The organism is Arthrobacter sp. D3-18 (assembly GCF_054408525.1).
In genome coordinates, this window is the sequence record NZ_CP096440.1 from 2486030 (window position 1) to 2512445 (window position 26416).

Annotated in this window: 23 protein-coding genes; 4 read left to right on the forward strand and 19 right to left on the reverse strand. The window is 60.7% G+C overall.

Annotated features, from left to right (window positions below):
- Positions 1 to 11 precede the first annotated feature (11 nt).
- Positions 12 to 1034 (forward strand): Gfo/Idh/MocA family oxidoreductase, encoded by a 1023-nt coding sequence (locus tag M1D89_RS13665; protein ID WP_498644217.1) that lies wholly within the window; start codon positions 12 to 14, stop codon positions 1032 to 1034.
- Between the two features lie 99 nt (positions 1035 to 1133).
- Here M1D89_RS13665 and M1D89_RS13670 read toward each other — a convergent pair whose 3' ends face one another.
- From M1D89_RS13670 to M1D89_RS13760, 19 genes are all read right to left on the reverse strand, one after another.
- Positions 1134 to 2591, reverse strand: coding sequence for a sugar porter family MFS transporter (locus tag M1D89_RS13670; RefSeq protein WP_498644219.1), 1458 nt, complete (start codon positions 2589 to 2591; stop codon positions 1134 to 1136).
- Between the two features lie 24 nt (positions 2592 to 2615).
- Positions 2616 to 3488 carry a sugar phosphate isomerase/epimerase family protein gene (locus M1D89_RS13675; protein ID WP_498644221.1) on the reverse strand — a complete coding sequence of 291 codons (873 nt, stop codon included), beginning with the start codon at positions 3486 to 3488 and terminating at the stop codon, positions 2616 to 2618.
- 16 nt (positions 3489 to 3504) lie between these two features.
- Positions 3505 to 4515: a Gfo/Idh/MocA family protein gene (locus M1D89_RS13680; RefSeq protein WP_498644223.1), complete on the reverse strand. Its 1011-nt coding sequence runs from the start codon at positions 4513 to 4515 to the stop codon at positions 3505 to 3507.
- 48 nt (positions 4516 to 4563) lie between these two features.
- Entirely contained in the window at positions 4564 to 5481 is a 918-nt protein-coding gene (locus M1D89_RS13685) for a sugar phosphate isomerase/epimerase family protein (protein WP_498644225.1), read from the reverse strand.
- 24 nt (positions 5482 to 5505) lie between these two features.
- On the reverse strand, positions 5506 to 7017 hold the full coding sequence (locus M1D89_RS13690; protein ID WP_498644226.1) for a CoA-acylating methylmalonate-semialdehyde dehydrogenase: 1512 nt from the start codon (positions 7015 to 7017) through the stop codon (positions 5506 to 5508).
- A gap of 29 nt (positions 7018 to 7046) precedes the next feature.
- Positions 7047 to 8993 (reverse strand): 3D-(3,5/4)-trihydroxycyclohexane-1,2-dione acylhydrolase (decyclizing), encoded by a 1947-nt coding sequence (gene iolD / locus M1D89_RS13695; protein WP_498644229.1) that lies wholly within the window; start codon positions 8991 to 8993, stop codon positions 7047 to 7049.
- Positions 8994 to 8999: 6 nt separating this feature from the next.
- Positions 9000 to 9962 carry a Cgl0159 family (beta/alpha)8-fold protein gene (locus tag M1D89_RS13700; protein ID WP_498644232.1) on the reverse strand — a complete coding sequence of 321 codons (963 nt, stop codon included), beginning with the start codon at positions 9960 to 9962 and terminating at the stop codon, positions 9000 to 9002.
- On the reverse strand, positions 9959 to 10993 hold the full coding sequence (gene iolC, locus M1D89_RS13705) for a 5-dehydro-2-deoxygluconokinase (RefSeq protein WP_498644234.1): 1035 nt from the start codon (positions 10991 to 10993) through the stop codon (positions 9959 to 9961). The genes M1D89_RS13700 and iolC overlap by 4 nt, the downstream gene beginning before the upstream one ends.
- Positions 10994 to 11154: 161 nt before the next feature.
- A complete protein-coding gene (locus tag M1D89_RS13710) occupies positions 11155 to 11559 on the reverse strand; it encodes a tautomerase family protein (RefSeq protein ID WP_498644236.1) in 405 nt (134 codons plus the stop codon).
- A gap of 193 nt (positions 11560 to 11752) precedes the next feature.
- Positions 11753 to 12601, reverse strand: a complete 849-nt coding sequence (locus M1D89_RS13715) for an FG-GAP repeat domain-containing protein (RefSeq protein ID WP_498644238.1) — start codon at positions 12599 to 12601, stop codon at positions 11753 to 11755.
- A gap of 126 nt (positions 12602 to 12727) precedes the next feature.
- Complete coding sequence (locus M1D89_RS13720; protein ID WP_498644240.1) at positions 12728 to 14311, reverse strand: ATP-binding cassette domain-containing protein; 1584 nt, start codon at positions 14309 to 14311, stop codon at positions 12728 to 12730.
- On the reverse strand, positions 14304 to 15149 hold the full coding sequence (locus M1D89_RS13725) for an ABC transporter permease (protein ID WP_498644242.1): 846 nt from the start codon (positions 15147 to 15149) through the stop codon (positions 14304 to 14306). Before M1D89_RS13725 ends, M1D89_RS13720 begins: the two co-directional genes overlap by 8 nt.
- Positions 15133 to 16074, reverse strand: a complete 942-nt coding sequence (locus M1D89_RS13730; RefSeq protein ID WP_498644244.1) for an ABC transporter permease — start codon at positions 16072 to 16074, stop codon at positions 15133 to 15135. The genes M1D89_RS13725 and M1D89_RS13730 overlap by 17 nt, the downstream gene beginning before the upstream one ends.
- Before the next feature lie 38 nt (positions 16075 to 16112).
- Positions 16113 to 17702, reverse strand: coding sequence for an ABC transporter substrate-binding protein (locus tag M1D89_RS13735; RefSeq protein ID WP_498644246.1), 1590 nt, complete (start codon positions 17700 to 17702; stop codon positions 16113 to 16115).
- 115 nt (positions 17703 to 17817) lie between these two features.
- On the reverse strand, positions 17818 to 18798 hold the full coding sequence (locus M1D89_RS13740) for a D-2-hydroxyacid dehydrogenase (RefSeq protein ID WP_498644248.1): 981 nt from the start codon (positions 18796 to 18798) through the stop codon (positions 17818 to 17820).
- On the reverse strand, positions 18795 to 19913 hold the full coding sequence (locus M1D89_RS13745; RefSeq protein ID WP_498644250.1) for a tartrate dehydrogenase: 1119 nt from the start codon (positions 19911 to 19913) through the stop codon (positions 18795 to 18797). Before M1D89_RS13745 ends, M1D89_RS13740 begins: the two co-directional genes overlap by 4 nt.
- A complete protein-coding gene (locus tag M1D89_RS13750; protein ID WP_498644252.1) occupies positions 19910 to 21460 on the reverse strand; it encodes an aldehyde dehydrogenase family protein in 1551 nt (516 codons plus the stop codon). Before M1D89_RS13750 ends, M1D89_RS13745 begins: the two co-directional genes overlap by 4 nt.
- A 16-nt stretch (positions 21461 to 21476) precedes the next feature.
- Complete coding sequence (locus M1D89_RS13755) at positions 21477 to 22754, reverse strand: NAD(P)/FAD-dependent oxidoreductase (RefSeq protein WP_498644254.1); 1278 nt, start codon at positions 22752 to 22754, stop codon at positions 21477 to 21479.
- Between the two features lie 27 nt (positions 22755 to 22781).
- Positions 22782 to 23456, reverse strand: a complete 675-nt coding sequence (locus M1D89_RS13760) for a haloacid dehalogenase type II (RefSeq protein ID WP_498644256.1) — start codon at positions 23454 to 23456, stop codon at positions 22782 to 22784.
- Between the two features lie 333 nt (positions 23457 to 23789).
- Here M1D89_RS13760 and M1D89_RS13765 point away from each other — a divergent pair, with 333 nt between their 5' ends.
- Genes M1D89_RS13765 through M1D89_RS13775 form a run of 3 tightly spaced genes read left to right on the forward strand, consistent with a single transcriptional unit; the run spans position 23790 to position 26415 of the window.
- Complete coding sequence (locus tag M1D89_RS13765) at positions 23790 to 24710, forward strand: ABC transporter substrate-binding protein (protein WP_498644258.1); 921 nt, start codon at positions 23790 to 23792, stop codon at positions 24708 to 24710.
- A gap of 44 nt (positions 24711 to 24754) precedes the next feature.
- Positions 24755 to 25651: an amino acid ABC transporter permease gene (locus tag M1D89_RS13770; RefSeq protein ID WP_420180962.1), complete on the forward strand. Its 897-nt coding sequence runs from the start codon at positions 24755 to 24757 to the stop codon at positions 25649 to 25651.
- Positions 25648 to 26415 carry an amino acid ABC transporter ATP-binding protein gene (locus M1D89_RS13775; protein ID WP_498644261.1) on the forward strand — a complete coding sequence of 256 codons (768 nt, stop codon included), beginning with the start codon at positions 25648 to 25650 and terminating at the stop codon, positions 26413 to 26415. The genes M1D89_RS13770 and M1D89_RS13775 overlap by 4 nt, the downstream gene beginning before the upstream one ends.
- The last annotated feature ends 1 nt before the right edge of the window (position 26416 follow it).

Sequence of the window (26416 nt, forward strand, 5' to 3'; positions counted from 1 at the left end):
AGGGACAGAATATGCGTCTTGGGATTGTTGGATACGGAGCAGGCGGGAAGTACTTTCATGCACCGTTCATTGAAGCCGCCGAGGACATCGAACTTGTGGGGGTTGTAGCTCGCACTGACGCAACCAAAGCATCTGTGGCATCGGACTTCCCGGGGCTGCCCACCTACGCGAGCCTTGGCGGGCTCCTCGCCGCAGGCGTCGATGCCGTCACCATCACTACACCGCCGCACACCCGTTATGACCTGGTAATGGATGCCATTCGTTCCGGCGTTCATGTTGTGGCTGACAAACCCTTTGCCCCTACATCAGACGCAGCGCGTGAACTTGCTGATGCCGCAAAGAAGGCGGGCGTCGTCTTGAACATTTTCCATAACCGCCGCCGCGATGCGGACATCCTGACGCTCGCCAAGGTGTTGGCATCAGGAGAGCTGGGCGAGCTATGGCGCGTGCACTCCATCATGGACCAGGACAACGCAGACAGCTTGGAAGTTGGTACCAGCGGCGGACTTTTGCGCGACTTGGGCAGCCATCTGGTTGACCAGATGCTGTGGCTGCTTGGGCCGGTGAGCCATGTGCACGCCACCCTGGACTGGACTGACCGGTTCGGGGAACGAACGGACTGCGGCTTCTTTGTCACCATGACCCATGCCTCGGGAACGGTCTCCACCGTGTCCGCCAGCAAGCTCAACCACTCCACCACCCGGGAACTGCGCGCCTACGGCAGCGAGGGTAGCTACATTGCTTCGGGTTCCGATGTTCAAGCAGATGCATTGATGCAGGGACGCAGGCCGGTAGCGCAACCGGAAACGTGGGGCATTGACACACGGGAGAATTGGGGAATCCTGTCCCGCAGGGGCCAACGCGAGCTTATCCCGTCCGAGCAAGGTAACTACACCGGCTTTTACACAGAGTTCGCGAGTGCTGTCCGAGGCGAAGGCCCCGAACCAGTGCCGGCATCAGAGGGGATCCGTACCCTCGAAGTCCTGGACGCAGCCCGCCTGAGCGCGCTGGAGAATGTTGTGGTTGCACTCTGAAGACTCTGCTCCACCGCGCAGAAACGCCCGATGCCTGCCGGCGTCGGGCGTTTCTGCGTGGTTCTCAATTAACACATTTCTTGGAAAACGCCGTTGTCCTCAGTCAGCGGTTACTCCTGACTTTTCTTTGAAGAGATGCTCCAATTCCTCAAGGGACTTGCCTTTGGTCTCCGGAACAGTTCGCTTGACCCACACAATGGCGCACAACTGTAGGGCCACGAAAATGAAGAATGTTGCTGAAACGCCCATCAGCGAGACCAACTGCGGGAAGAAGAAGCCGATCAGGAAATTGATCATCCACAGCACGAAAACACAGATGCCCATGCCGATACCACGGACGTGCATCGGGAAGATCTCGGACATGGTCAGCCACGTCACGGTTCCAATGCACCCCTGCATGGAGGCAAGGAACGTCACCATGAACAGCAACACCAGATAGCCACGCAGAGTGCTTTCCGGCAGCGCCAGGGAGATGAGTGCAATGGCCGTCAGCGATGACGCAGTACCGATCAACCCCACAATGAGCATGGGTTTCCGGCGAATTCGCGTCATCAAATACATGCCAACGATCACCGCCGCCACGGACGTCATGCCGTTGAGGACATTGGCAATCAGGGCCCCTTGATCCCCAAAGCCAGATGAGGACAGGATGGTAGTCCCGTAATACATGATGGCGTTGACGCCGCTGATCTGGTTGATGATGGCCATGCCAAGACCAACCACAAAGATCCTGCGTATCCAGGGCACGGTGAGGTCCTTGAAGGTCCCAAGTTTGGACTGATAGTCCTCCCTGGCCGCCTGACGCACCTCGTCGAACTCGGCCCCGACCTCTCCCGCACTCCGCGTGGAGCGGAGGACTTCCAAGACTTCGCCGAAACGTCCAGCCGATGCGAGCCAGCGGGGGCTCTCCGGCAAGACGAGCATGCCGAACCACAGAATAACGGCAGGAAGCGTGGCAATCACCAGCATCCAGCGCCATACATGCAGCTCTTGAGGGAACAGGTTGCCCAGGACCGCGTTGAACGTAAAGGCCAGGAACTGGCCGGTCACGATCATGAGCTCGTTCTGCGTGACGATCCTGCCGCGCTGGGCAGCCGGTGACATCTCGGCCAGATACACGGGAACGATTACTGAGGCACCGCCGACGGCGAGACCCAGGACTGTGCGGGCAAGCACCAGGAGTTCAGTGCTCGGCGCTAGGGAACAACCAACGGTGGCAAAGGCGAAGATCAGGGCTAGACCCATGATCGTCTTGCGCCGTCCAAAGCGGTCGGACAGTCGTCCTGCGCTGATCGCTCCGAACGCCGCACCGAAGAGCAGCGTCGAGGTGACCAGGCCTTCGGTCAACGGCGTCAGGCCCAGGTCCTTCTGCATGAAGGGCAGGGCGCCGTTGATTACACCAGTGTCATAGCCAAACAGCAGTCCGCCGAAGGTAGAGAACAAGGCTACCTTGCGGAGGAATTTCTTGGGGTTCTCCGGTTTGCTGCTCTTCCCGGACGCTGCCGGAAGAGTATCAAGCCGGCCAGCAGAGGTCTCGATTGAAGAAGACTTGGTCATGGCTTCCTTTTCTCGCTACCGCCTTTAGTTTGTCCGGGCGACGTAGTCGACCATCGACTTGAGCTGGTAGCGGGAAACATCTTCCGCGTTCTCATCCTCGGCAAAAACCGACGAGACCATCACGGTGTTTTCCTTGTCCAGGAAGCCGATCTCCTTCAGGCCGCCAAAGAATTCGTCCCAGTTCACATCGCCGTCGCCGATCTTGAGGTGCTGGTGCACGCGGACGGCATTGCCGGGCGGGTTGGTGATGTAGCGGAGGCCGTGGGAGGCGTGGTGGTTCATGGTGTCCGAGACGTGCACCAAGCGAAGCTTGTCCCCCGCTGCCCGCATGATCTCCAACGGCTTATTGCCCATGTGGAAACTGTGCGAAGCAACGTAGACCATCCCGATGTTCGGCGAATTTACGCCCCTGATGACCCGGAGAGCGGCCAGGCCGTCCTCTACGAAGTCGTCCGGGTGCGGGTCAATGAGGACGTCCAGACCCTCGCGTTCGATGATCGGGAGCAGCTCCTCCATGGAGCGGTAAAACGCACGCTCAGACTCTTCCGCTTTCTCCGGGCGGCCGCTGAACTCGGTGTTCATGGTCTGGACACCGAGGTCTACGGTGATCTGGATGGCGCGCTTCCAGTACCGGACTGCGGCTTCGCGGGCGTCCTCGTCCGGACCTGACCACCGTAGGACCGGCAGGACCGAGGCGATTTCGACCCCGGCGTCCTTACAAGCCGCCTTCAGTTTTCCGACGAGTTCATCGTCGGCCTTTGGGTGGTTATAGAACGGGATGAGATCCGTGTGCGGGGTCATCTGTAGGTATTTGTAGCCGAGATCGGCTGCCACGCGAGGAAACTCCAGGAGCGTGTGGCTGTGGTGGAACGGTGTGGGATCCAGTGCAATCTTCATGGTGAATGTCCCCTACTTAATAAAGGTCCGGCTTGGTGTTCAACTGAACCTTGACCTTTTCGCCCGATTTTTGGGCTTCGACGCCGGCCTCGCAGCAGGCTGCCGTAGCGTAGCCGTCCCAGGCGGTTGGTCCGCCGATTTCGCCGCGAAGTGCGGCGTCCACCCAAGCCTGCACCTCGACGTCGTACGCAGCTCCGAAACGCTCTTCAAAACCTGGGGTGACTTTGCCGCCCCACTTGCCCGCGGACTGGATGTACGGGCCGTTGTCGCCGCCGATGCTCACTATGCCCTCTTCAAAGGACGCTTGCGTGGCCACCTGATAGCCGAACTTAGCATTGACATAGATTTCGACGTCGGCCAGCACACCTGACTCGGTTTCGAGCAGCACGTGCTGCGGGTCATGCTGGCCGTTCGGCGCGCTGCGCGTGGGCTTGCCCAAGCGGACCTGCACGGAGGTGATTTCTTCACCCGTGAAGTAGCGGATCGCGTCGAACTCGTGGACTACAGAGTCGTTGATCAGCATTTCGTTGGTGAATCCCTCGGGCGTGCTCGGGTTCCGGTGCTGGTGGTGCAACATCAGCAACTCCCCCAACTCGCTGTTGCGGATGATGGCACCCAACGCCGAGTACTCGGCGTCGAAACGGCGCATGAAGCCCACTTGGATTCGCTTGTGGCCCAAAGCCTGCTCAGCCTGGACAACCTTCCAGGCGCTTTCGGCGTCGGGGGTCAGCGGCTTCTCACACAAGATGGGGAAGTCTTTCTCCAATGCCTTGTACAGGATTTCCTCGTGGAGGAAACCCGGCGTGGCAATCAGGACGGCGTTGACGTCACCGTTATTGAGCGCCTCGTCGGCACTGGCCAACGCCACGGCGCCGTCAATTCCCTCAATTGCGGCTTGCGCGCGGGCAAGGTCGACGTCGACGACGGCGGCTACTTCAGCGCCGTGGATGCGGGTGCTGAGGCGCTTGATGTGGTCCGCACCCATGCGGCCTGCGCCGATGACGGCAACGCGGAGAGTCTTGGTCACTGTATCTGTCCTTCGTGAAGTTCTTGGGGGTGGCTGTTGCTGGCGGTGTTACTGGATCCTGGTACGGGATCCGCAGGACAGCAGGTAATTGCGGGTCCGCTTGGCGATGGGCATCGGCACATCGAACGCTACCGGGTACATGTCCTGTTCCACGATGCCGAAGATCGGCCGGTTCAACGCTTCCACGGCTTCGATGACCGCGCGCAGGTCCGGGAGTCCGTTCGGCGGCTCAGTCATGACGCCGGCGAGGTTGGCGGCTGCCCACGTCATGTTCTTCTCATTCACCTCGGCGAGGACCTCGGGATTGATCTGCTTGAGGTGCAAGTAGCCGATACGATCCGGGTAGTTCTTGATGAGCTCCAGGCTGGACGCCCCACAGTACTCAGCGTGCCCCGTGTCCAGGCACAGGTTCAGATACTGCGGATCGGTCGCAGCCAACAGAGTTTCGACGTCCTTCTGGGCACCGACGTGCGAATCAGCGTGCGAGTGGAACTGCTGGTGCAAACCAAAGTCCTCCAGCAGGACCTTGCCCATGCGGTTGTGGCCTGCGAACAGATCTGCCCATTGCTCGTCGGTAAGTTCGCCGTTCTCCACCGCTTCACCGGTGACGTCGTCGCGCCACATCGCGGGGATGACCACAATATGTTCACCGCCCATGGCTGCCGTCAGTTCGGCAACCTTTCGGGCGGGTTCCCATGCTTCGTCGTATTGCTTCGCACCACGGTGGAAGGCCGTGAAGACCGTACCTGCGGTGACCTGGAGGTCACGCTGCTTCAGTTCCTCAGCCAACCGGGTGGGGTCGTTCGGCAGGTATCCGTACGGACCCAGTTCGATCCACTTGTAGCCGGACTCGGCAACCTCATCAAGGAACCGTTCCCAAGGAGTTTGCTGGGGATCATCCGGAAACCAGACACCCCAGGAATCAGGGGCGGTGCCGATGATCAGCTTGTTCTCAACATCAGTCATGACAGCGTTGTCTTCCTCTGGTCGTTAGTTGGAGGGGAAGTTGTAGGAGGCGCCGGAGGCGTGGGTGGGTTCGGGCCAGCGGGAGGTGATGACTTTACCGCGGGTGTAGAAGGAGACGCCTTCGGGTCCATAGATGTGCTTGTCGCCGAAGAGCGAGTTCTTCCAGCCACCGAAGGAGTGGTAGGCCACCGGGACGGGCAGGGGCACGTTGATGCCTACCATGCCCACGGTCACAGAGCGCTGGAACTTCCGGGCGTTCGCACCCGAGGAGGTGAAGATCGCGGTGCCGTTGCCGTAGGGGTTGGAGTTGATCAGGCGAATGCCTTCTTCGAGGTTTGCGACGCGGACCACTACCAGGACGGGGCCGAAGATTTCCTCGGTGTAGGCAGTCATTTCGGTCTTGACGTGGTCGATCACGGTTGGGCCTACCCAGAAGCCGTCTTCGTGGCCGGGGACCACCAGGTCGCGGCCGTCCACCACCATGGCCGCGCCGGCGGTTTCGGCTTCGGTGACGATCTTGACGATGCGTTCCTTGGAGGCCGGGGTGATGACCGGACCCATTTCGGCGTCCGGTTCGGTGCCGTTCTTGACCTTCACGGCCAGGGCGCGTTCTTCGACCTTCTTCACGATCAGGTCAGCGGCGTCACCCACGGCCACGGCGACGGAGATCGCCATGCAGCGTTCCCCTGCGGAACCGAAAGCCGCGGCCGCGAGGTGGTCGGCGGCGTTGTCGAGGTCAGCGTCGGGCATCACGATGGCGTGGTTCTTCGCTCCACCCAGGGCCTGGACCCTTTTGCCGTGCTTCGTGGCAGTCTCGTGGACGTACTGGGCGATCGGGGTGGAACCCACAAAGGAGATGCCATCCACGTCCGGGTGGGTCAGCAGCCCATCAACGGTTTCCTTCCCACCGTGCAGGACCTGGAACACGCCATCAGGAAGGCCGGCCTGCTTCCACAGTTTTGCCAGCAGCATCGGCGCGGACGGGTCACGCTCGGAGGGCTTGAGAATGAACGCGTTGCCCGTGGCGATGGCCATCGGTGCCATCCAGAGCGGGACCATCACGGGAAAGTTGAACGGCGTGATGCCGGCTACGACGCCCAGGGGTTCGCGGAAGGAGAAGACATCGATGCCGGTGGAGACCTGGTCCGAGTAGTCGCCCTTGAGCAGTTGCGGGATTCCGCAGGCGAACTCGATGACTTCCAGTCCGCGGCCGATCTCACCCTTGGCGTCGGAAAGGACCTTGCCGTGCTCGGCGGTGATCAGCTCAGCGAGGTCGTCCACGTGCGCTGCAACGAGTTCACGGAACTTGAACAGCACTGCGGTTCGCTTGGCCAGGGACATGTCACCCCACGAATCCGCCGCCTTGCGGGCCGCGGCAACGGTGGTGTTCAGGTCGGCTTCGTTGGCCAGTCGCAGTTCAGCGGACACTTGGCCGGTGGCGGGGTTGTAGACGGGCTGGGTGCGATCGCCTTCGCCGGAGGTTTCAGCGCCGTTGATGAAATGGTGAATGGTGGTCAGTGTGGTCGTCGTCGACATGTGCGGACTTCCTTTTAGTCTGTGGGGTTCTAGCCGAGCAGTTTGCGCTGGCGGTTCTTGTGGTCGGTGTACGTCTTGTAGGCCTGCCGGGTGGATTCGAGCTCGGAAACCTGGGAGACAGGAACGTCCCACCAGGACTCGGAGCTTGGGGCATCCAGCAAAGGATCCGACTCAACGTGGATGACTATCGGACCCGTTTCCGGGGCCGCCTTGGCTTCCTTGATCGCGGCGCCGAGGGCTTCGATGACGTGCTCCCCCGGTTCGATCCGGATGACCTTCGCTCCAAGTGACTCGGCGTTGGTGGCGAGGTCGATAGGGAGGTTCTCACCGGCGTCGAAGCTGTGCTGTTCCTTGTCCAGGACCCGGTACTGCGTACCGAACCGCTGCGAGCCGAGGGATTCGGAGAGGGAACCGATGGAGGCGTAGCCGTGGTTCTGGATGAGGACCACAATCAGCTTGATGCGTTCGGCGACGGCGGTAACCAGTTCGGTGTGCATCATCAGATAGGAGCCGTCCCCCACCATCACCACCACATCGCGCTCCGGGCCGCCTGCCGCGGCTTCGGCCAGCGCGGCGCGCTTCACGCCCAAACCGCCGGGGATCTCGTAACCCATGCAGGAGTACGCGTACTCCACGTGGTAACCGAAGGGGTCCCGGACGCGCCACATCTTGTGGAGGTCACCGGGCAGCGAACCCGCCGCGCAGATCACCACGTCCTGGTCATCCATGGCCTTGTTGGTGGCGCCAATGATCTCGTTCTGCGCCGGCAAAGGCGTGCAACGCGTCTCGAAGGCTTCGTCCACGATTCCATTCCAGCGCTTCTTCTCGGCTGCGACCTTCTCTTCAAGGTCAGCACCCACCCGGTACCCACCCAGTGCCTGGTTGAGCTTCACCAGTGCCTTGCGGGCATCAGCAACGATCGGCAACGTGGTGCCGTGCTTGTACGCATCGATTGGCGCTACGTTGATGTTCACGAACTTTACATCCGGGTTCTGGAACGCAGTACGGGACGCGGTGGTGAAGTCCTCGTAACGCGTGCCAATCCCGATGATGAGGTCCGCCTCGGCCGCAATGGCATTGGCCGCCGTCGTACCCGTTGAACCAATCGCACCGAGGGAGAACTTGTGGTCCCACGGCAGGACACCAACACCTGCCTGCGTGTTGCCCACCGGAATGCCGGTCAGCTCAGCAAACTTCGCGAGTTCCTCGTTGGCGTAGGAATAGAGGACGCCGCCACCGGCGATGATCAGCGGGCGCTTCGCGGCGCGGATGGCCTGCACTGCGCGGCTGATGTCATCATCCTCGGCCTCGGGACGGCGGATCCGCCAGTCCCGCTCGGCCAGGAACTCTTCCGGGACATCGAAAGCCTCGGCTTGGACATCCTGCGGCAGGGAAATCGTCACGGCGCCGGTCTCAGCCGGGTCCGTCAGGACGCGCAATCCGTGGTGGAACGCGGAGAATAGCTGCTCCGGACGGGAGACGCGGTCGAAGAACCTGGACAGTGGACGGAAAGCATCGTTGACCGTGATGTCGTAGGCGTACGGGAGCTCCAGCTGCTGCAACACAGGGTCAGCAGCGCGGGTAGCAAAGGTGTCGCTCGGGAGCAGCAGGACCGGAAGACGGTTGGTGGTAGCCAACGCAGCACCTGTCAAAAGGTTCGAAGAACCGGGTCCAATGGAGGTGCTGATCGCGAAAGTCTGCCGGCGCCGGGTGTGCCGAGCGTAGCCAACAGCCTGGTGCACCTGGGCCTGCTCATTGCGGCCCTGATAATACGGCATGATCCTGGGGTCCGCTGCCTGATACTGCTTCAACGCCTGACCCACGCCGGCCACGTTGCCGTGCCCGAAAATACCGAATGTGCCCGGGATCAGCCGCTCACGATACTCCACGCCGTTGATGGAATCCACCGTGTACTGCTTGGACAGGAATTCGACCACAGCCTGCGCCACGGTCATCCGACGGGTTGCTGTACCCATTACTAGCTACTCCGATACTTTCACTGGAATACGGTCTGACATGGTTCGCTCATCCGCCTTGGCGGCCACGGGCGCAGAGGTTTTCAACAACGAGGCCGCCGTTGCAACAGCTCCTGCCACATCGCCGTCATGGGGGTAGAGCAGCGTCCTTCCCACAGTGAGGCCTCGAACACCGGGCAATGCGAGAGCTGCCTGCCAGCTGGCGAAAACCTCGTCCTGGCTGCCGTCGGGGTCACCGCCCAACAGAACGGTAGGCATGGTGGTGGAAGCCATGACGCGTTCCATCTCTGCCACAACCGGCAATTTCATCCAGGTGTAGGCACTGGTGGAACCGAGGCCTTCGGCAATTCCGACGGATTTGATCACGGCGTCAGCGCGGAGGTCGTTACGAACCTTTCCGTGCGCATCACGGACGGAAAGGAACGGCTCCACCATGGCGATGAGCTTGCGCTCGGCCAGCGAATCAATGGCCCTCGCCGTGGCTTCAAGGGTGGCCACGGTGTCCGGGTCGCCCAAGCAGATGCGCGTGAGCATTTTGCCGCCGTCCGCGCCCAGTGCTTCCAGCGCAGCCGCGGTATGGCCGGTGAAGCGGTCGTCGAACTCGTTGACCAGTCCTGCCAGTCCACCGCGGTTCATGGAGCCGAAGACGAGCTTTCCTTCCAGGGCTCCCAACAACAAGAGGTCGTCCATGATGTCCGGCGAGGCCAGGATGCCATCAACTGCAGGATTCGCCAACGCGATCTGCAGACGGTCCAAAAGGTCCCTGCGATCGGCCATGGCCATTGGCTGCGCACCAACGGCCAGGGCGCCCCGTGCCGGGTGGTCCGCGGCGACAATGAAGTTCTGCGCGCTGTGTTTAAGGCCAGGATGGCGACGGCGGGTGGCTGCTGCCCGGGCGACGGCCTCGGGGTCCTCCAACCGGATACGGCTCAGGTGCTCGTAACGGCGGGGATCGTCATTAAGGCTCAACGAACTGCTCCTTCACTGAACGTGTCGGCTGCGAGGGCGGCGGCTGACAGAGTGGCACCGGGGATGGGTCGGCCGCGTTCCGCGAGCAGCGAGGTAACTTCCTCCGGCGTCGGCATCGCATCTGCACACGAGAGGCGCGAGGCGACGATTGCGCCGGATGCGTTTGCATAATCCAGGACTTCCGAAAGGGGCCAACCAGACAACAGTCCGTGACAGAAGGCACCGCCGAATGAGTCGCCGGCACCCAAGCCGTTAACGGTTTCCACCGGGACGGGTGCAGACACCACACGCTCCGTGCGGGTCTTGGCCATGACACCTTCGGGCCCGAGTTTGACCACGGCGATTTCGACGCCGGCGGCCAGCAGGCGGTCCGCCTGCTCATCGGGCGTTCCCTCCCCCACTGCTACAGCGCATTCCTTGTCGTTGCCGATCGCCACAGTGACATGCGGCAGGACCTTGGCAATTTCCGCGCGGGCTTCTTCTTCAGAGCTCCAGAACATGGGACGGTAGTCCAGGTCCAGGATGGTGAACTGACCATCCTTGAGATCGGTTCGAGGACGGGCCTGGTGTGCTTTGATATGGGCGCTGCGACTGGGCTCCTGGCAGAGGCCGGTGACGGTAGACCAGAAAATACCCGCATCACGGATCGCCTCCAAGTCCAGTTCTTCAGCTCTGATCTGCAGGTCCGGAGCAGTGGGAAAGCGGCCGTAGAAGTACAGCGGGAACTCGTCTGTAGCCGGCTTGATCGCGCAGAAGGTCACGGCCGTGGGGTACTCCTTGACCGGGGAGACGAAGGAATCGTCCACATTGAACTTGCGCAATTCCCGGTGAAGGTAGTTTCCGAAAGCGTCGTCGCCGGTGCGGGTGATGATTCCCGCGCGGCGCCCGTGTCGTGCGGCGGCGACGGCCACATTGGAGGGCGAACCTCCAAGGTATTTGCCGAAGGACGTCACCTCCTCCAGATCCACCCCAATGTCGTTCGGGTAAATATCAACGCTGATGCGCCCGATCGTAAGCAGTTCGTGGGTCACGATAATCGTTGACCTTTCTCTTGTGAACTCTGAACCTTTGAGCGCTGGGCCCCAATGCCTTGCCACCCCTCAGTGAGCGGGGCCACATGACTACTCTGCACCAGAATCAATGTCCTGTCAAAGGTTTGTACTGACATATTTACAACGTGACACAGAACGCTCTACTTAGGCGGCACTGCGAGTTCTCCAGTGACATATTGGCTGCGCCCAAAGCCGAATGACCAGTCGCCCGGCGAGTTCTCCACGTAGCCCACAAAGACATCTTCGCCCGGGATCCCCACCTCTGCGAGACCGCCCGCAATAGCCTGGAAAAGGGAGCTCTTGGCGTCCTGGCTTCGACCACCCTGGGTGAAAATCTGGATCATGACAATGCCGGAACTGCGCTCAAATCCCAAGCCTGCGTCTTGCGCAACGATCTGACCTTGCGGGTGTTCGGTCAGGATATGGAAGTAGTCCCGCTCCGGGATTCCGTATTTACTAAGGATGGCGTCGTGGATTTTGCGGCTCAGCGCCGCCAACTCTTCCGGCGAGCGGCCTTGGTTAACATCGATTCGAACAAGTGGCATTTCTTCACTCCTCAGTTTGTCCTGTCATACTAACAAACTAGTTCAGAGGAACTCAAGACTTCACCACTGACGAAAGGCGTTTGGACTTCGCCCTCCCAACAACCACTAACCCCCACGCTGCTGGCTGGCGGGGGCAGGAGTGTTGGGGGCTACTGTGTGTTGGCACTGCTGTATGTGGGGACTGCTGCCTAAATCAGCCGAAGACTGCCGGCGTCGGTATTGTCAGCAGCCGGCGCGTCCACGTGAAGCCGCCCGCCCCATTGCCTGGATAAATCCACATGGAACCGGCGATGTCGCGGGAAATGACATCACCGTGGCCGTCATAATCGAAGTCTCCAGGGGCGGCGATGAGATCCATCTTGTGCCAGCCCGAGCCCACTTGGATCCGGCCCACCCATCCCCCGGAGCCGTTGCCCGGGTAGAGCCAAAGTGAACCGTTTGAGTCCGCCGCGAGAATGTCCGGCTTTCCGTCCTCATTGAAATCATGTCCGCTGAAGATGGACGTCATAATGTTCCAACCCCATCCCACCTGCAGACGGCCCGGCAGCCAACCACCAGTGCCGTCGCCCCGGTACATCCACAGCACACCGGAGGCGTCGCGGGCAAGGACATCGGGATTCCCGTCACCATTCCAATCCCCCGGTGAAACCAGGGAAGTCATCACATCCCAGCCACGGCCCACTTGCTTGGAAACGTTCCCACCAATACCTGTACGCAAGTACAACCCGCCATCACGGCTGCGAAACATCCAATCGGCGCTGCCGTTTCCATCCCAATCACCGGGCGTCACCAGGGCATTCGCGTCAAGGACGACACTCGGACCGGGACCCAAGCCTTGGCCCTCCCAGCCGGTCTTTCCCTCGTAGACGATGACATTTCCGTTGTCCGTTATGGTGGGCAGATCAGCGTAAACCTTCTCAAAGTCCCACCAGATCTGAATGAAGTTGTGCCAGGAGTCGTCAGCGCGGGCAGGAGAAGCTACCACCGGCTGAGCAAGTGTCAAGGCAACCACAGCAAGAACTACCAGGCGTATTCGGCGCACAACAAGCCCCCGACTCTTTGCGCATCCCCCAGTGGAACGCTCCTGCCGCGACCCTACTAGGGAGCTGGATCACCAGGCAACGACTTTGACGGGCTTCCTACGTAGCTTGTGGAAGCACCCTCGCTGCTAGAGCGCCGCCCTGATTTTCTTCAGGTGCAGCCCACGGCATGGAATGGCCGCAGAAACGAGGGCTTGGCTGTGCTGGTGCTGCGGATCTGCAAAGAACTTGTCCGTGTCGGTGAGCTCCACAAGGCGGCCTTGGTAGAGGACCGCGACCCGCTGGCACATGTGCCTCACCACGTCCATGTCGTGCGTGATGATCATCAGGGTCAGCCCGCGGTCCCGGTGCAGGCGCTGCAAGAGTTCAAGGATGGTCCGTTGGGTCAAGGCGTCCAGGGCAGACGTTGCTTCATCACAGATGAGGACTTCAGGTTCCAACAGCAACGCCCGGGCAATGGTGACCCGCTGCAATTGCCCTCCGGAGCATTGACCCGGGCGCCGGTCCAGGAGGCCGGGATCAAGCTCCACTTCTTCCATTGCTGCCATGAGCCTGCGGGACCGTTCACCTGCTGTGAGCTCTTTTTGCGCCCGGAGCGGCGCTTCGAGGCTGGCACGCAGCGTCATGCGGGGGTCGAAGGAATCGTGGGGTTCCTGGAACACCAACTGAACGGCCGTTGGTCCGGCGCCAGCCGCAATCAGCGTCCTGGCGATGCTGCCACTGCTGATACCTTCCAACCCAACAATGGCCCGGGCGAGAGTGCTCTTACCGCACCCGGATTGGCCAAGAACGCCCAGAATTTCGCCCTGTTTTACGTCCAGCGAAATCGAGTCCAAGGCAGGCCGCCCGCTGCGTTTGCCGGATCCGAACTGCTTGACCACATTGGTCAGGGTCAGAGCGCTGCGCTGGTGGGTGGGGGCAACCGGGATGTTGGTTGGCGCCAAGTTGGACGCTTCGAGGAGCCTGCGCGTGTAAGGGGTCTTGGGGCTGCCCAGAACCGTTTCTGTAGTGCCGGATTCAACGATCACACCCGCGTCCATCACCAACACCCTGTCTGCAAATGCGGCCACCGAAGCAAGGTTATGCGTGATGTAGAGGATACCCAGACCACGCTGAATCCTCTGCCGGTCGAGCAACTCCAGGATTTGTTGTTCGAGCACTTTGTCCAAGGCCGACGTCGGTTCATCAGCCAGAAGGATCTCAGGCTTACCTGCCAAGGCCATGGCGGTCATGGCTCGCTGCGCCATGCCGCCGGAAAGCTGGTGCGCGTATGAGCGCGCACCCCGTTGCGGATCCTCGAAGCCCACCTCGGCCAGCAATTGGAGAACCTTCGTCTTTGCAGCATTTCCGCGTAGGCCGGAATGCAGCTTTAGGGGTTCCCGCAGATGGGCGCCGATGGTCTTGTTGGGATTGAACATTTTCTTTGGCTGCTGGAACAGCATCCCCAGCCGGCCACCTCGAACGCGGTTCAGCTCTGCTTCCGAGGCCCCGGTGACGTCCAGCGCCCCAAGCCGGATGGACCCCGATTCAATACTCAACTGTGAAGGCAACAACTGCAGGACCGACCTCGCAGTCATGGTCTTGCCCGAACCGGAGCCTCCCACCAGAGCCACAAACTCGCCCGGTTTCACGGCCAGGCTGACACCTGCGAGGATAGGGCGCCCCGTACCCCCACTGCGGACCGTCAGGTTCTCAACAACGAGCTCAGGCATGCTGTCCCTCCACCACGAGGACGTCAACCGGATCGGAGGCCCGGCGTGATGCCCGTTGACCGATCAATGTCACGCACAGGGCCACCAGGAACACGGCGAGTCCAGGGGCAATGATTCCCCACGGAGCCCTCTCCGCGTACGGTTGCGCCGCTGCCAGCATGGAACCCCAGTCGGATTGCGGCGGTTGCACGCCGAGTCCAAGGTAGGACAGTGCTCCGACGCTGATGAGGAGCTGACCGAAGCGAAGTGTCGCCTGCCCCAGCATGGGGGCGGCGAGGTGCGGGAGGATGTGGCGGAAGATAATGAACGACGGCGAACATCCCACCACTCGCGCTGCTTCGACAAACCCGCGTGCCGAGACGTCATAAGCCAGTGTCCGGGCCAGTCGTGCAAACGGCGTCCACCCTGTCACGGTCAGTGCCACCAGCAGCGAGGTGAAGCCAGTGCCCATGGCAGCGACGATGAAAAGTGCCACCACCATCTCCGGAAGTGCCAGCAGGACGTCATTGGTGCGGGTGAAAAACTCATCCAGCCAGCCCTTGCGGCGGGCGCTAAGAACACCGACCACTAAACCGATGGCTCCGGTCAGAGCTGTAGCCAGTGCGGCCACCACCAGGGAGAAGCGACCGCCGTCGAGCAAGCGACTCAGCGTGTCCCTGCCGAGGTGGTCTGTTCCCAGCCAATGCGTTGCGCTGGGCGGTGCAAGCCGTGCCGCGAGGTTCTGGTCATCCGGAGGAAACGGCGCCAACCAAGGCGCAGCTGCCACTGCCGCGACAATCAGAACGAGTATTACGACGGCGGCGGCGTCGATTGCTGAACGGTTACGCAAGGGCGCCACTTACCTTCGGGCTAAGGATCCGGTGCAGGAAATCGGCAAGTGTGGTGATCGCGACAGCCAGTGCCACTACCACCACCACGCCGCCCTGGGCCAACGGTATGTCGCTGTTGATTACGGCGTCGTATAGCAGTCTGCCCATGCCTGGGATCGCGAAAATCACCTCCACAATGACCGAACCGCCCAGTAGGCCCGCGAACCACACCGCGAACAGAGTGGACAACGGCACCAGTCCGTTCGGCACAACATGCCGCATGATTGTTTGGACGTGGCTCAATCCCCGTGCACGCGCAGCGGAAATGTGTTCTGCCTCCAGGGCATCGATCATTCCCGACCGTACAGCCGAGGTGAAGAAGCTAATGGGCCGCAACGCCAGTGTTGCCGCCGGGAGGACGATGGACGATGCCGTGTTCCACCCTGCGGAGGGCAGCAAGGACAATTTGAGGGCGAACACGAGCACCAGCAGCGGGGCCAACCAGTACTCAGGCATGGCGATGAACGACTGCGTGACTGTGGTGATCAACTTGTCTGTCTTACTGCCCTGTTTCAGCGCCGCGACAATCCCCAAAGGCAGCGATACCACCACTGCAGTGCCCAAGGCCACAAATACCAAACTCAGGGTGATGCTCAAAGCGGGTAGTACTTGCTCAACTACTGGCGTCCTGCTGATATGGGATAAGCCCATATCCCCGGTGAAGAAGTCCCCCAGCCAGCGCAGGTACTGGACGGGAAGAGGATCGTTGAGTCCCAGGCTCTCGCGCAAGCCCTGAACGGTGGCCTCATCCACTACATCCCCGGCGACGCGGGAGCGAATGATTTTCCGTACAGGATCGCCCGGGGTTACATAGGGAATAAGGAATACCGCGAAAGACGACAGCAGGACGGCGACCACGAGGGTCGCCGTCCGCTTCGCAAGGAACGTGATCATGCTGGTTTGTCTGTTGTCTGTCGGTCCCGGTTTCGTTGCTAGGAGCCCGACTTGGCCGTTTGCGCTGTCAGGACGTAACGGGAAAGCGGATCCTGAACGTAGGACAGGACGTTGCTGCGGACGGCGTCGGTAGCCTGTTCATTGACGAGCCAGAGGTTGACCGCCTGGTCATCCAGGAGCTGACCGGCCTTGGCATACAGCTTGTAACGTTCTTCGGTGTTGGACGTGCGGGCTGCTTCGGTGATGATCGCGTCAAACTCTTCATTGCAGAAGTGGCTGAGGTTGTAGGTGCCTTTGCACGTGTAGTCGGCCGTCAGGAAGCCGATGGGATCAGCGATGTCGATGAGTCGGTTGCGCTGGCTCAGGATCATGTCGTAGTTCCCTGCCAAAACGTCCGGCTCAGCGGACGCGTATTCCTTGGCCTGGATGGCCACGGGTACACCGATGTTCTTGAGGTTGTCCTGGATCACGGTTGCGACGTCGGCGAACTCGGCACGTTCTACAATCGCAATGATTTCCAACGGCTTGTCGGCGGTGTATCCGGCACTGGCGAGAAGCTTCTTCGCTTCTTCAACGTTCTGCTTCGGCGAGCTCGCCGTGCTCGATGCCCATGGCTCTGAAGGCGCATAGGGTCCGGCTGCCGGAAGGGCTGCGCCCTCGTAGACGCTGGAGGCCAAAGCCTCAAGGTTCAGTGCCGAACGGAGTGCCTTGCGGAAATCAACGTTATTGAAGGGGGCACGGCCGTTGTTCATGTACAGCGTGGCCGTGCGCGGTGAGTCTGCCTTCAGCACGGAGACTTCGGGCGCATTCTCGAGCGTGGACAAGGCAGAAGCCGGGATGGAGAGGGAAATGTCCGCCTCACCGGTTTGAACCTGTGCTGCGCGTGTAGCGCCGTTGGTGATGAAGCGGACCTCAGCCCCTGCGAGCTGCACGTCGCCGCCCCAGTAGTTTTCGTTGCGGTCCAGCGTCAGGGATTGTTTCGCCTTCTCTGAAACCGGAGTGAACGGTCCGGTGCAGTGACCGAAGGGATCAACGGTGGCGCCCGCGTAAGCGGCCGGAGCAAGAATGCCGGTGTTGACGCTTGCAAGGCGGAACGGTACCAACGGGTTTTCCACGGGCGTGGTGACGCGAACTGTCTTTGAATCCCGCGCCTCGACAGCACTGACTACGCTCGGGCTGAACGCCCGGGCAGGCACCTTGGCCTTGAGGACGTGGTTGAGCGAGGCGGCCACAGCCTCTGCGGTGAGGTCGGTACCGTCCTGGAATTTCACGCCTTCACGGATGGTGAAGTCCCATTCCAAAGGCGAAGCCTTCTTCCATTCCGTTGCCAGGAAAGGAACAACTTTCCCTTGGGCGGAATCGTATTTGGTAAGGGTTTCCAAGCAGCCGGACAAGGACAAGATGTATGCGGCGTCGGACTCCGGAGCCCAGTTGGCCACGGGAGCGCGGAAGTTGTCTACCACGATGCGCTGGTTGGTGTCAGCTACCTTCTCGGCGGATACGGGCTGGCCCCCGCTGAGGCCGCAACCGGAAAGTGTGAGGAGGGCTGCCAGCCCGAGAGTTGCCGTGGATCGGCTGGGAGTGCGCAAAGGGAACCGCCTGCTATTTATGCCCGAACGGGTGGGCATGGGGAAAGTGAAGACTATTAGGTTAGCCTTACCTCTTCCATTCTGAAAAATTGACGGTCGGCAATCCCGTAACAATGTGCTCCGGTTCATGGCCGTGCAATCCGGGAAACAGGGATCACGAAACCGGAACGAACCCGAGCCTTTTGTCCACGACGTTCTGCAATGGTTCACCGCGGCTGAACCGCCAGAGGTTCTCCACGAATAGCTTCCCAAGGTCGTCGAGGTAATCTTCTGTGTCGCCGCTCATATGAGGGGTAAGAATGACGTTGTCCATGCTCCACAGCGGGTGCTCTGCAGGAAGTGGTTCCGGATGGACCACGTCCAGCGCCGCACCCGCAATGGATCCCGAACGAAGCGCGTCCACCAGTGAGTCGGTGCGAACCAGCTCCCCGCGCCCCACATTTATCAGGTGGGCCGTGGGCTTCATGGCTGTAAGGACAGCGGCATCCACCAAGCCTTTGGTGTCGTCGGTCAGGGGCGCGGCCAGCACAACGTAGTCGAAGTCTCCGACCACCAAGGCCAGGTCCTTGGAAGAATGGATTTCTTCAAAGTACGCATCCCCTGGTCGGCTGCTGCGCCCCGCGCCGCTGACGCGCAGGCCAACCGCGCGGAACAAGGACGCGATTTCGCGTCCAATGGAGCCCGTTCCCACCACCAAGGTGCGCTGGCCCTGAATTTTCCGGGTAACGCGGTGCTGCCAGCGCCTCCCCTGCTGGAGCCTCAGCGAACCTTGCGCATCCTTCGCGATGTCCAGGACAAAGCCCAGGGCGAACTCGGCAATGGCGCGGCTCAGGACGCCACGCGAGTTCGTGTATTCAACGTCGCTGTTGACCAAGTCATCGAACAAGAGTTGGCTCACGCCCGCAGCCGAGACGTGCACCCACTTCAGCGACGAAGCTGCAGCCCAGTTCTCGCGCAACGCAGGTGAGAAGGAATGCCATTGGTAGAGAACATCCGCACCGTCCATTGCCTCTGGGAGACCGTCAGCCTTGGTTAGGCGAACTTCGGCCAGCTCCGCAATTTCGTCCAGCCCCGGCGGCAGGGCGTCCCGGTACAGGACAGCGACGACGGGCCGCTGGACTTCGGCATTCGTCATGATGACGACGCCGCTGCTGCCGCTGGCTTGGGAGCGCCAACTTCCGCCTTGCCCAGAGCATCCAAGACGTCAATGGCAGCCAGGACAGCCGCTGTGAACTCAGAGGTCGACGACGGCCCTCCAACGTCGCGGGTACCCAGACCCTCGCGCAACACTGATTCGAAAGCCAACTGCAGATGCTCGGCAGCTTCCGGGTGGCCCAAGTGTTGGAGCATCATTGCCCCTGACCAGATCTGACCTACCGGGTTCGCCAATCCCTTGCCCGCAATGTCCGGGGCAGATCCGTGCACCGGCTCAAAGAGGGATGGGAAATCCCCTTCGGGGTTCAGGTTCGCGCTGGGAGCCACGCCGATGGAGCCGGTGACGGAGCTGCCCAGGTCCGAGAGGATGTCGCCCAGCAGGTTCGAGGCGACAATGACGTCCAGGGTCCAGGGTTTGAGGACCAGGTGTGCAGCCAGTGCGTCCACCAGTTCGCTGGTGAGCGTCACGTCGGGGTAGAGGCGGGTGGTTTCCTCCACTACTTCGTCCCAGAAAGGCATGGTGTGGATGATGCCGTTGCTCTTGGTGGCCGAGGTCAACTGACCGCGGCGGGAGGACGCGAGCGAGGCCGCGTAGTGCGCGGCCCGCGATACTCCCAGGCGGGTGAAAATGGTTTCCTGGACAGCGGTTTCGTGGGGCAATCCGCGGTACATGCGTCCGCCGACCTCCGAGTATTCCCCCTCGTTGTTTTCACGCACGATGAGGATATCGATCGGTTCCTTGTTCGCCAGCGGCGACTTGACGCCGTCGAGCGTTTTCACGGGTCGGAGGTTGATGTACTGCTGGAATTCGCGGCGAATGGGGATCAAGAGGCCCCACAGCGATTCAGCGTCCGGAACCTCCGGGGAACCTACGGCGCCAAGGAAAATGGCGTCGTGCTGCGCCAGCTGTTCCAGCCCGTCCAGCGGCATCATTCGCCCTTGCTCCCCGTAGTAGTCCGAGCCCCAACCGAAGTGGGTGAACTCAAGGTTGATGGAGTGGAGCTCCGCGATCCGTTCGAGGCATTCGATGGCTGCGGGAACAACTTCTTTTCCGATTCCGTCGCCCGCGATAACTGCGATTTTGTGGGTCGTCATGATGCACTCCGTTCTGAGGTGGCAGTGAGTTGCTGCCAGCGGGTGGCGGGCTCGGCCAATTTGATGATGGTGCTTTTGGGTTCGGTCATCTCACGTACCGCATGTTTGACGCCTTCACGCCCCACGCCGGATTTCTTGAAACCGCCGAAGGGCATCGAATCGATCCGGACATCACTGGTCTCATTAATGACAACGGCCCCCACGTGCAGCTTGTCGGCAATGGCCAGGGCCAGCTCGATCGACTCCGTGAAAACGCCGGCTTGAAGCCCATAGTCGGAGTCGTTGGTGGCGTGGATGGCATCGGCGATCTGGATGAACGGCATGATGCTGACCACCGGGCCAAACACTTCTTCGCTAATGACCAGGGCGTCTGCGGGCACGTCCGTGAGCACGGTCGGCTGATAGAACGCGCCGCGGCGCTGCCCACCCACGTGGAGGGTTGCGCCGAGTGATTTGGCCTCGTCCACCCATTCCTCCACGCGGCGGGCTTCAGCTTCGGTGATCAGTGGTCCGACGTCCGTGGTGCGATCGAACTTAGCCCCGACGCGAAGCGTCCGGGTTCCACCCACCACCTTTTCAAGTACTTGATCAAACAGGGAGATGTGAACGTAGACCCGCTGAACGGACAGGCAGTTTTGGCCTGCCACTCCGAAAGCGCCGGCCACTACGGCCTCGGCAGCGGCGTCGGCGTCAGCGTCCGCACAGACAATGGTTGCATTGTTGCCGCCGAGCTCAGAAAGGATTTTCTTTGCTCCTGCGGCGGCAGCAATACGGTCGGCAGTCTTCGGCCCACCCGTGAAGGAGATGAGGTCCACTTGTGGGTCCGTCACGATCGCCTCCGAGACGCCCGGCCCCGAAACGATTGCGGCGAGACGACCATCGGGAACGCCCGCTTCCAACAACAGTTGGATAAAGGCAAGGCCCGTCAGCGGGGTTCGACCTGAGGGTTTAAGTACGACGCCGTTGCCTCCGATCAGCGCCGGGCCCAGCTTATGTGCCACGAGATTGAGCGGATCATTGAAAGGGGTGATGGCCGCGATAATTCCCACTGGTTTGCGGTTGTACCAGCCAATTTTGTTGGCTCCGGCCATGCTGTCTTCAAAAGCGAGTGTCTCTCCGACGAGTTCGCTCGACGCCGCAGCGGAGAGCCGCAGTGTCTCAATGCACCTGCGCACTTCACGCTCAGCCTCGGTGATGGTCTTGCTGCTTTCCGCGGCAATGATCTCGGCAAACCGCTCGCCTTGGTTCGCAAGCAGCACTGCTGCACGTTCCAAAGCCTCCCGCCGTTCCCGGAGAGCCCAATCATCTTCTAGAAGGTGGCGAAAAATGAAGGCAACCGCCCGGCGCACGTCCTGTGGAGTGGAAGAACACACCGTCCCCAGCAGGAGCCCGTCTTCGGGATCCCGGACTTCGAGGATCCTGTCAGCCGTCTCCCAACGTCCTTCCAGAAAGGCACCGCCTGGCAGGGTGGCGATGCTTGCCCGTCTGTAGGCGGTTTCTTCCCCTGTTTTGGGGCGCGCTGCAGCGACTTTGGTTGATGAACTCATGGGATCCTTACCCTGCCTATTTGATGCGGTCGATGATCTTCGCGGCGCCACCAATAAACGGCAGGAACCACGGCGGGCCGAAGTGGCCCGGCACAGGCGGGTTCTTTAGGTCTTCCCACACGTTCGCCTGCTTATCGCCAGCCATGTAGTGGGCCATCCTCTTGCCCATGTGGGCGGCCATCTGTACGCCGTGGCCGCTGTAGCAGAGCGAGTAGAACAGGCCGTCATGAACGCCGGCGTGCACCATTTGGTCCATGGAAAGGTCCACCAAGCCGCCCCAGATGTAGTCCACCTCCACGTTGGCCAGGTAGGGGAAGAGCTCAGTCATGGCCTTATGCAGGATCTCGCCACTCTTGACGTCTGATTCAGGGTTGGACATGGCGAACCGCGCCCGGCCACCGAAGAGCAGCCGGTTGTCAGGGGTGATCCGGAAATAGTACGTAAGCATCTTGCTGTCCGAGGCCTGTCGCCTGTTCGGCAGAATGCGGTTCACTACGTCTTCCGGCAAGGGTTCGGTGACTATGATGAAGCTGCCCACCGGAATCACGCGACGCTGAAGCCACGGGGTGACGTTGCCGGTGTAGCCGCTGGTGGCTACCAGAACCTGCTTGGCACGGGTAATGCCGCGGGTGGTGTGCACGTCATGGACCGTGCCTGAAACCTTGTTCAGCTCCGTGACGCTTGCGTTTTCGCAGATGTCGGCCCCGTTGTCGGCTGCTACCTTTGCCAGACCGTGAACGAATTTGCCCACATGCAGACCCGCACCAAGGGGATCCATCATGGCGCCCTGGTAGAAGTCCGTTCCGATTTCGCTGTGGATTTCGGACTTGGGAATAACTTCTACATGGTGATCCACAAGGTTCGCGAGCAGCTCCTGGGACTTCAGGAACCCGTCGTAGTGCGATTTATGGAACGCGAGCGAGAGCTTGCCGAATCGTTTGTAGTCGCAGTCAATGCCGTTGTCGTGGACGAGCTTTTCAATGGTTTCGATGGCGTCGTTGTATTCGCGGAACATCTCGACCGCGCGGGGCGCCCCGTAGCGCTTGACTGCCGTGCTGAAGCCAATGGCCAGACCGGTGGTAGCCATTCCCCCATTGCGGCCCGACGCACCCCAGCCAACGGTGTGGCGCTCGAAGACAGCAACGCTGGCGCCTTGCTTGGCAAATTCAAGTGCTGCGGATAATCCGGTAAAGCCCGCGCCGATAATCGCAACATCAACATTCTCCGGGACCGGAGTTCGACGGTAATCGCCGGATGGTTCTGCAGTATCAAGCCAGTAGGGAACAAGTTTCACGGGTTGGCCTTTCGCCTCGACGTCGGTTTAGAGACCGAGGTGTTTGTTGATCTCGTCCAGGGATTTAGCTGTGCTGAGGTCGTAGCCATCGCCGATGGGGTCATAGCCGCGGTCCAGCATCCAGAGGTTCCGGAAACCCATGTCGTGCATCGGATGCATGTCGTAGCGGGTGTGCGAGGACACGTGCAGGAAGTCCTCGGGCTTGGCGTTCAAGGTGTCCAGCATGTACTCGAAGGCCTGGTAGCGAGGCTTGTAGGCCTGGGCTTGCTCGGCGGTGAGGACGGAGTGGAAGTTTGCGCCGAGCTTGGGAATGCTGATGTCCAGGAAGCTGGTGTCCGCGTTGGACAGAGCCACGAGCTGGTAGTTGTCGCCCATGAGCTTGAGCGGCGCCGGCACGTCCTCGTGGGCAACCCAGCGGCGTACAGCATCAGCGAAGGCTGCGCCGGCGCCTTCGGTCGGACCAATACCCCAGCGCTTGCACACACGGTCAAAGGAGTCCTGGAGGATCTGCTCATATGGCTTGTAGTCACCAAGGACTTCGTCGAAGCGGTATCCGCGGAACTGCTTCTTGAAGGTGGGCCACTGCTCTTCAGAGATACGCCCATCGAGCAGGCGCCGGGTGGTGGGATCGATGTCGAAATTTATCAGCGTGCCGTAGATATCAAAGGAGATGTACTTCGGCCGGAAGTTGGTCTCTGCCATGTGAATTCCGTTCTTCGGAGGTTGAAGCGGGGTGGGCCCGCTCTTAGAGGTATCGATTGAGGCGAAATGAACCGCAAAATCCTGCTGGGCGGGCCGAAAGATCCTCGCCGATGATTCGACTTTAGGCGGCGAGATTGTCAATTGTCAACAGTTCGTGGGAGTAAATTGGAACGGTTCTCATCCAGCATGAAGATGAAAAAAAGTTCCTGTCAATTGTTGACAATCTACTGTTCAAGGGGTTGCATTGCAGTAGATGACGGAGAGATCCGGATCACATTTCAACCCTAGACCTTCTCCCCTCCCCACCGCCCGACTCCCCCTGAAGGAACCAACATGAAGATTCGAACCAAGGCACAGACCGCAGCTGCAGGACTGGCTGTCCTGCTCGCACTGAGCGCATGTGGAGGAGCCGCCAACAGCGACTCCGCAGACAGCAGCAAGACTGCCGACACCACTGACATTTCCGAGGGTATCCAGCCTGATTCAGCTGCCGTGGCCTTGCTGCCACAGTCGATCAAGGAAAAGGGCGAGCTCACGGTTGCCATGGACCTGCACTACCCGCCCACCACCTTCCTGGCTGAGGACAATACAACCCCGATCGGCCTCAACCCGGACATCGCCAGGCTCATTGCGAAGAAGCTTGACCTGAAGTTGAAGTTCGTGGACACGAAATTCGACACGATTGTCCCTGGCCTCGATGGCGGCCGCTTCGATTTCACTGCCACCACCATGTCCAAGACTGAGGAACGCCTCAAGGTCCTGGACATGATCGACTACTTCAAGGCCGGCAACTCTGTAGCAGTGGCCGCTGGCAACCCGCTTAACCTCACCGTTGAGACCCTTTGTGGCAAGAACATCGCCGTAACCCAGGGATCAACCGGGCAGCTTAAGCGCCTCCCCGCCCTCAGCGAGCAGACCTGCACGTCAAAGGGACAGCCGGCTATCAACGGCGTGACATTGCCCAACGTTCAGGACGCGCTTACCCAGCTGCACTCCAAGCGCATCGATGGAATCTTGTATGACACAACTGCACTCGGCTGGGCTGAGAAGCAGCAGCCTGGCTCCTTCGTCCTCGTCGGCCGGGTCGACGTCGGCTCCAGCGACCTCACGGCGATCGGCCTGAAGAAGGGCTCGCCGCTGACGCCGGCCTTCCAGACAGCCCTCCAGTCCGTCCTGCAGACTCCGGAGTACAAAGAGTCCCTCGAAAACTGGGGCCTGGACTCCGGAGCCATCACCGACGCCAAACTGAACTAGTGAGTGCTCCGATGAAGCAAGTGATTTTGGAAAGAAGCAAAGTGATGAGCGGTTTGGATTCGGCGTTGAAGCCGCGGTTGAAGCGGCGCAGCACGTTCGAGTACGTTTCCTGGGTCGTGTGCATCCTGGTCGGGATCGGTGTCCTGAGTTCGGTCGCGACGAACCCGAACTTCAAATGGGACGTCGTCGCGAAATACTTCACGCACGAATCGATCCTCCGCGGGCTGATGCTCACCATCTTCCTCACCGTGGCCAGCATGGCCCTGGGCACCCTCCTCGGACTGGGCCTGGCCATCATGCGGGCCTCCACCATCAAACCCATCGCCGCCCTCGCCGGGGTCTACATCACCATCTTCCGCGGCACCCCGGTCCTGGTCCAACTGATCTTCTGGTTCAACCTCTCCGCCCTCTACCCGAACCTAAGCATCGGCATCCCCTTCACCGACATCGGCACCGCGATCGACACCAACGCCCTCATGGGACCGATCACCGCAGCCCTGATCGGCCTGACCCTGAACGAAGCCGCGTACATGGCCGAAATCATCCGCGGCGGATTCTCCTCAGTCGGCAAAGGCCAAATCGAAGCCGCCGACTCCCTGGGCATGAGCGGAGCCATGAAAATGCGCAAAGTCATCATCCCCCAAGCCATGCCCTCGATCATCCCCGCCACCGGCAACCAAGTCATCGGCATGTTCAAAGGCACCTCCCTGGTCTCCGTCCTGGGCGTAGCAGAACTCCTCCAAAGCGCCCAACTCATCTACGCCCGCACCTACGAAACCATCCCCCTGCTCATCGTCGCCAGCCTCTGGTACCTGGTCATGACCATGCTCCTGAGCTACCCACAATCAAAACTCGAACAAAAATACTCCCACACCTCCGCCCGGATCCCCCGCAAAGCCCGCAAAGTGACACTCACCGCACCGGAAGGCATCGCACGATGAACGCTGACGGCACCATCCACGCCCAAAAAATCCGCAAATCCTTCGGCCCCAAAACAGTCCTCAAAGACGTCGACCTCGACATCGCCAGCGGCGAAATCTGCTGCATCATCGGCCCCTCCGGCTCCGGCAAATCCACCCTCCTACGCTGCATCAACGGCCTCGAAACCGTCGATTCGGGCATCCTCAAAGTCAACGGCGAAGACTTCGGCTACTACGAAACCGACACCGCCTACCACGCCCTACCACCCAAAAAACTCGCCCAACAACGCACCCGCGTCGGCATGGTCTTCCAATCCTTCAACCTCTTCCCCAACATGACCGCCCGCGAAAACGTCATGGCAGGACCCGTCCTGGTCAAACGCGCCGACAAAAAACAATCCGCCAAACACGCCCAGGAACTCCTCACCAGCGTCGGCCTCGAAGCCTTCGGAGACCGCTACCCCGCCGAACTCTCCGGCGGCCAACAACAACGCGTCGCCATCGCCCGCTCCCTGGCCATGAACCCCGAAATCATCCTCTTCGACGAACCCACATCCGCCCTGGACCCCGAAAAAGTCGGCGAAGTCCTCAACGTCATGCAAGACCTCGCCAAAAAAGGCATGACCATGGTCGTCGTCACCCACGAAATGGGCTTCGCCCGCGAAGTAGCCGACTCCCTCATCTTCATGGACGAAGGCAACGTCGTAGAACGCGGCGACGCCCGCGAAATCCTCACCAACCCCAAAGAACCCCGCACCCAAACCTTCCTCAAACAGGTCCTCTAAC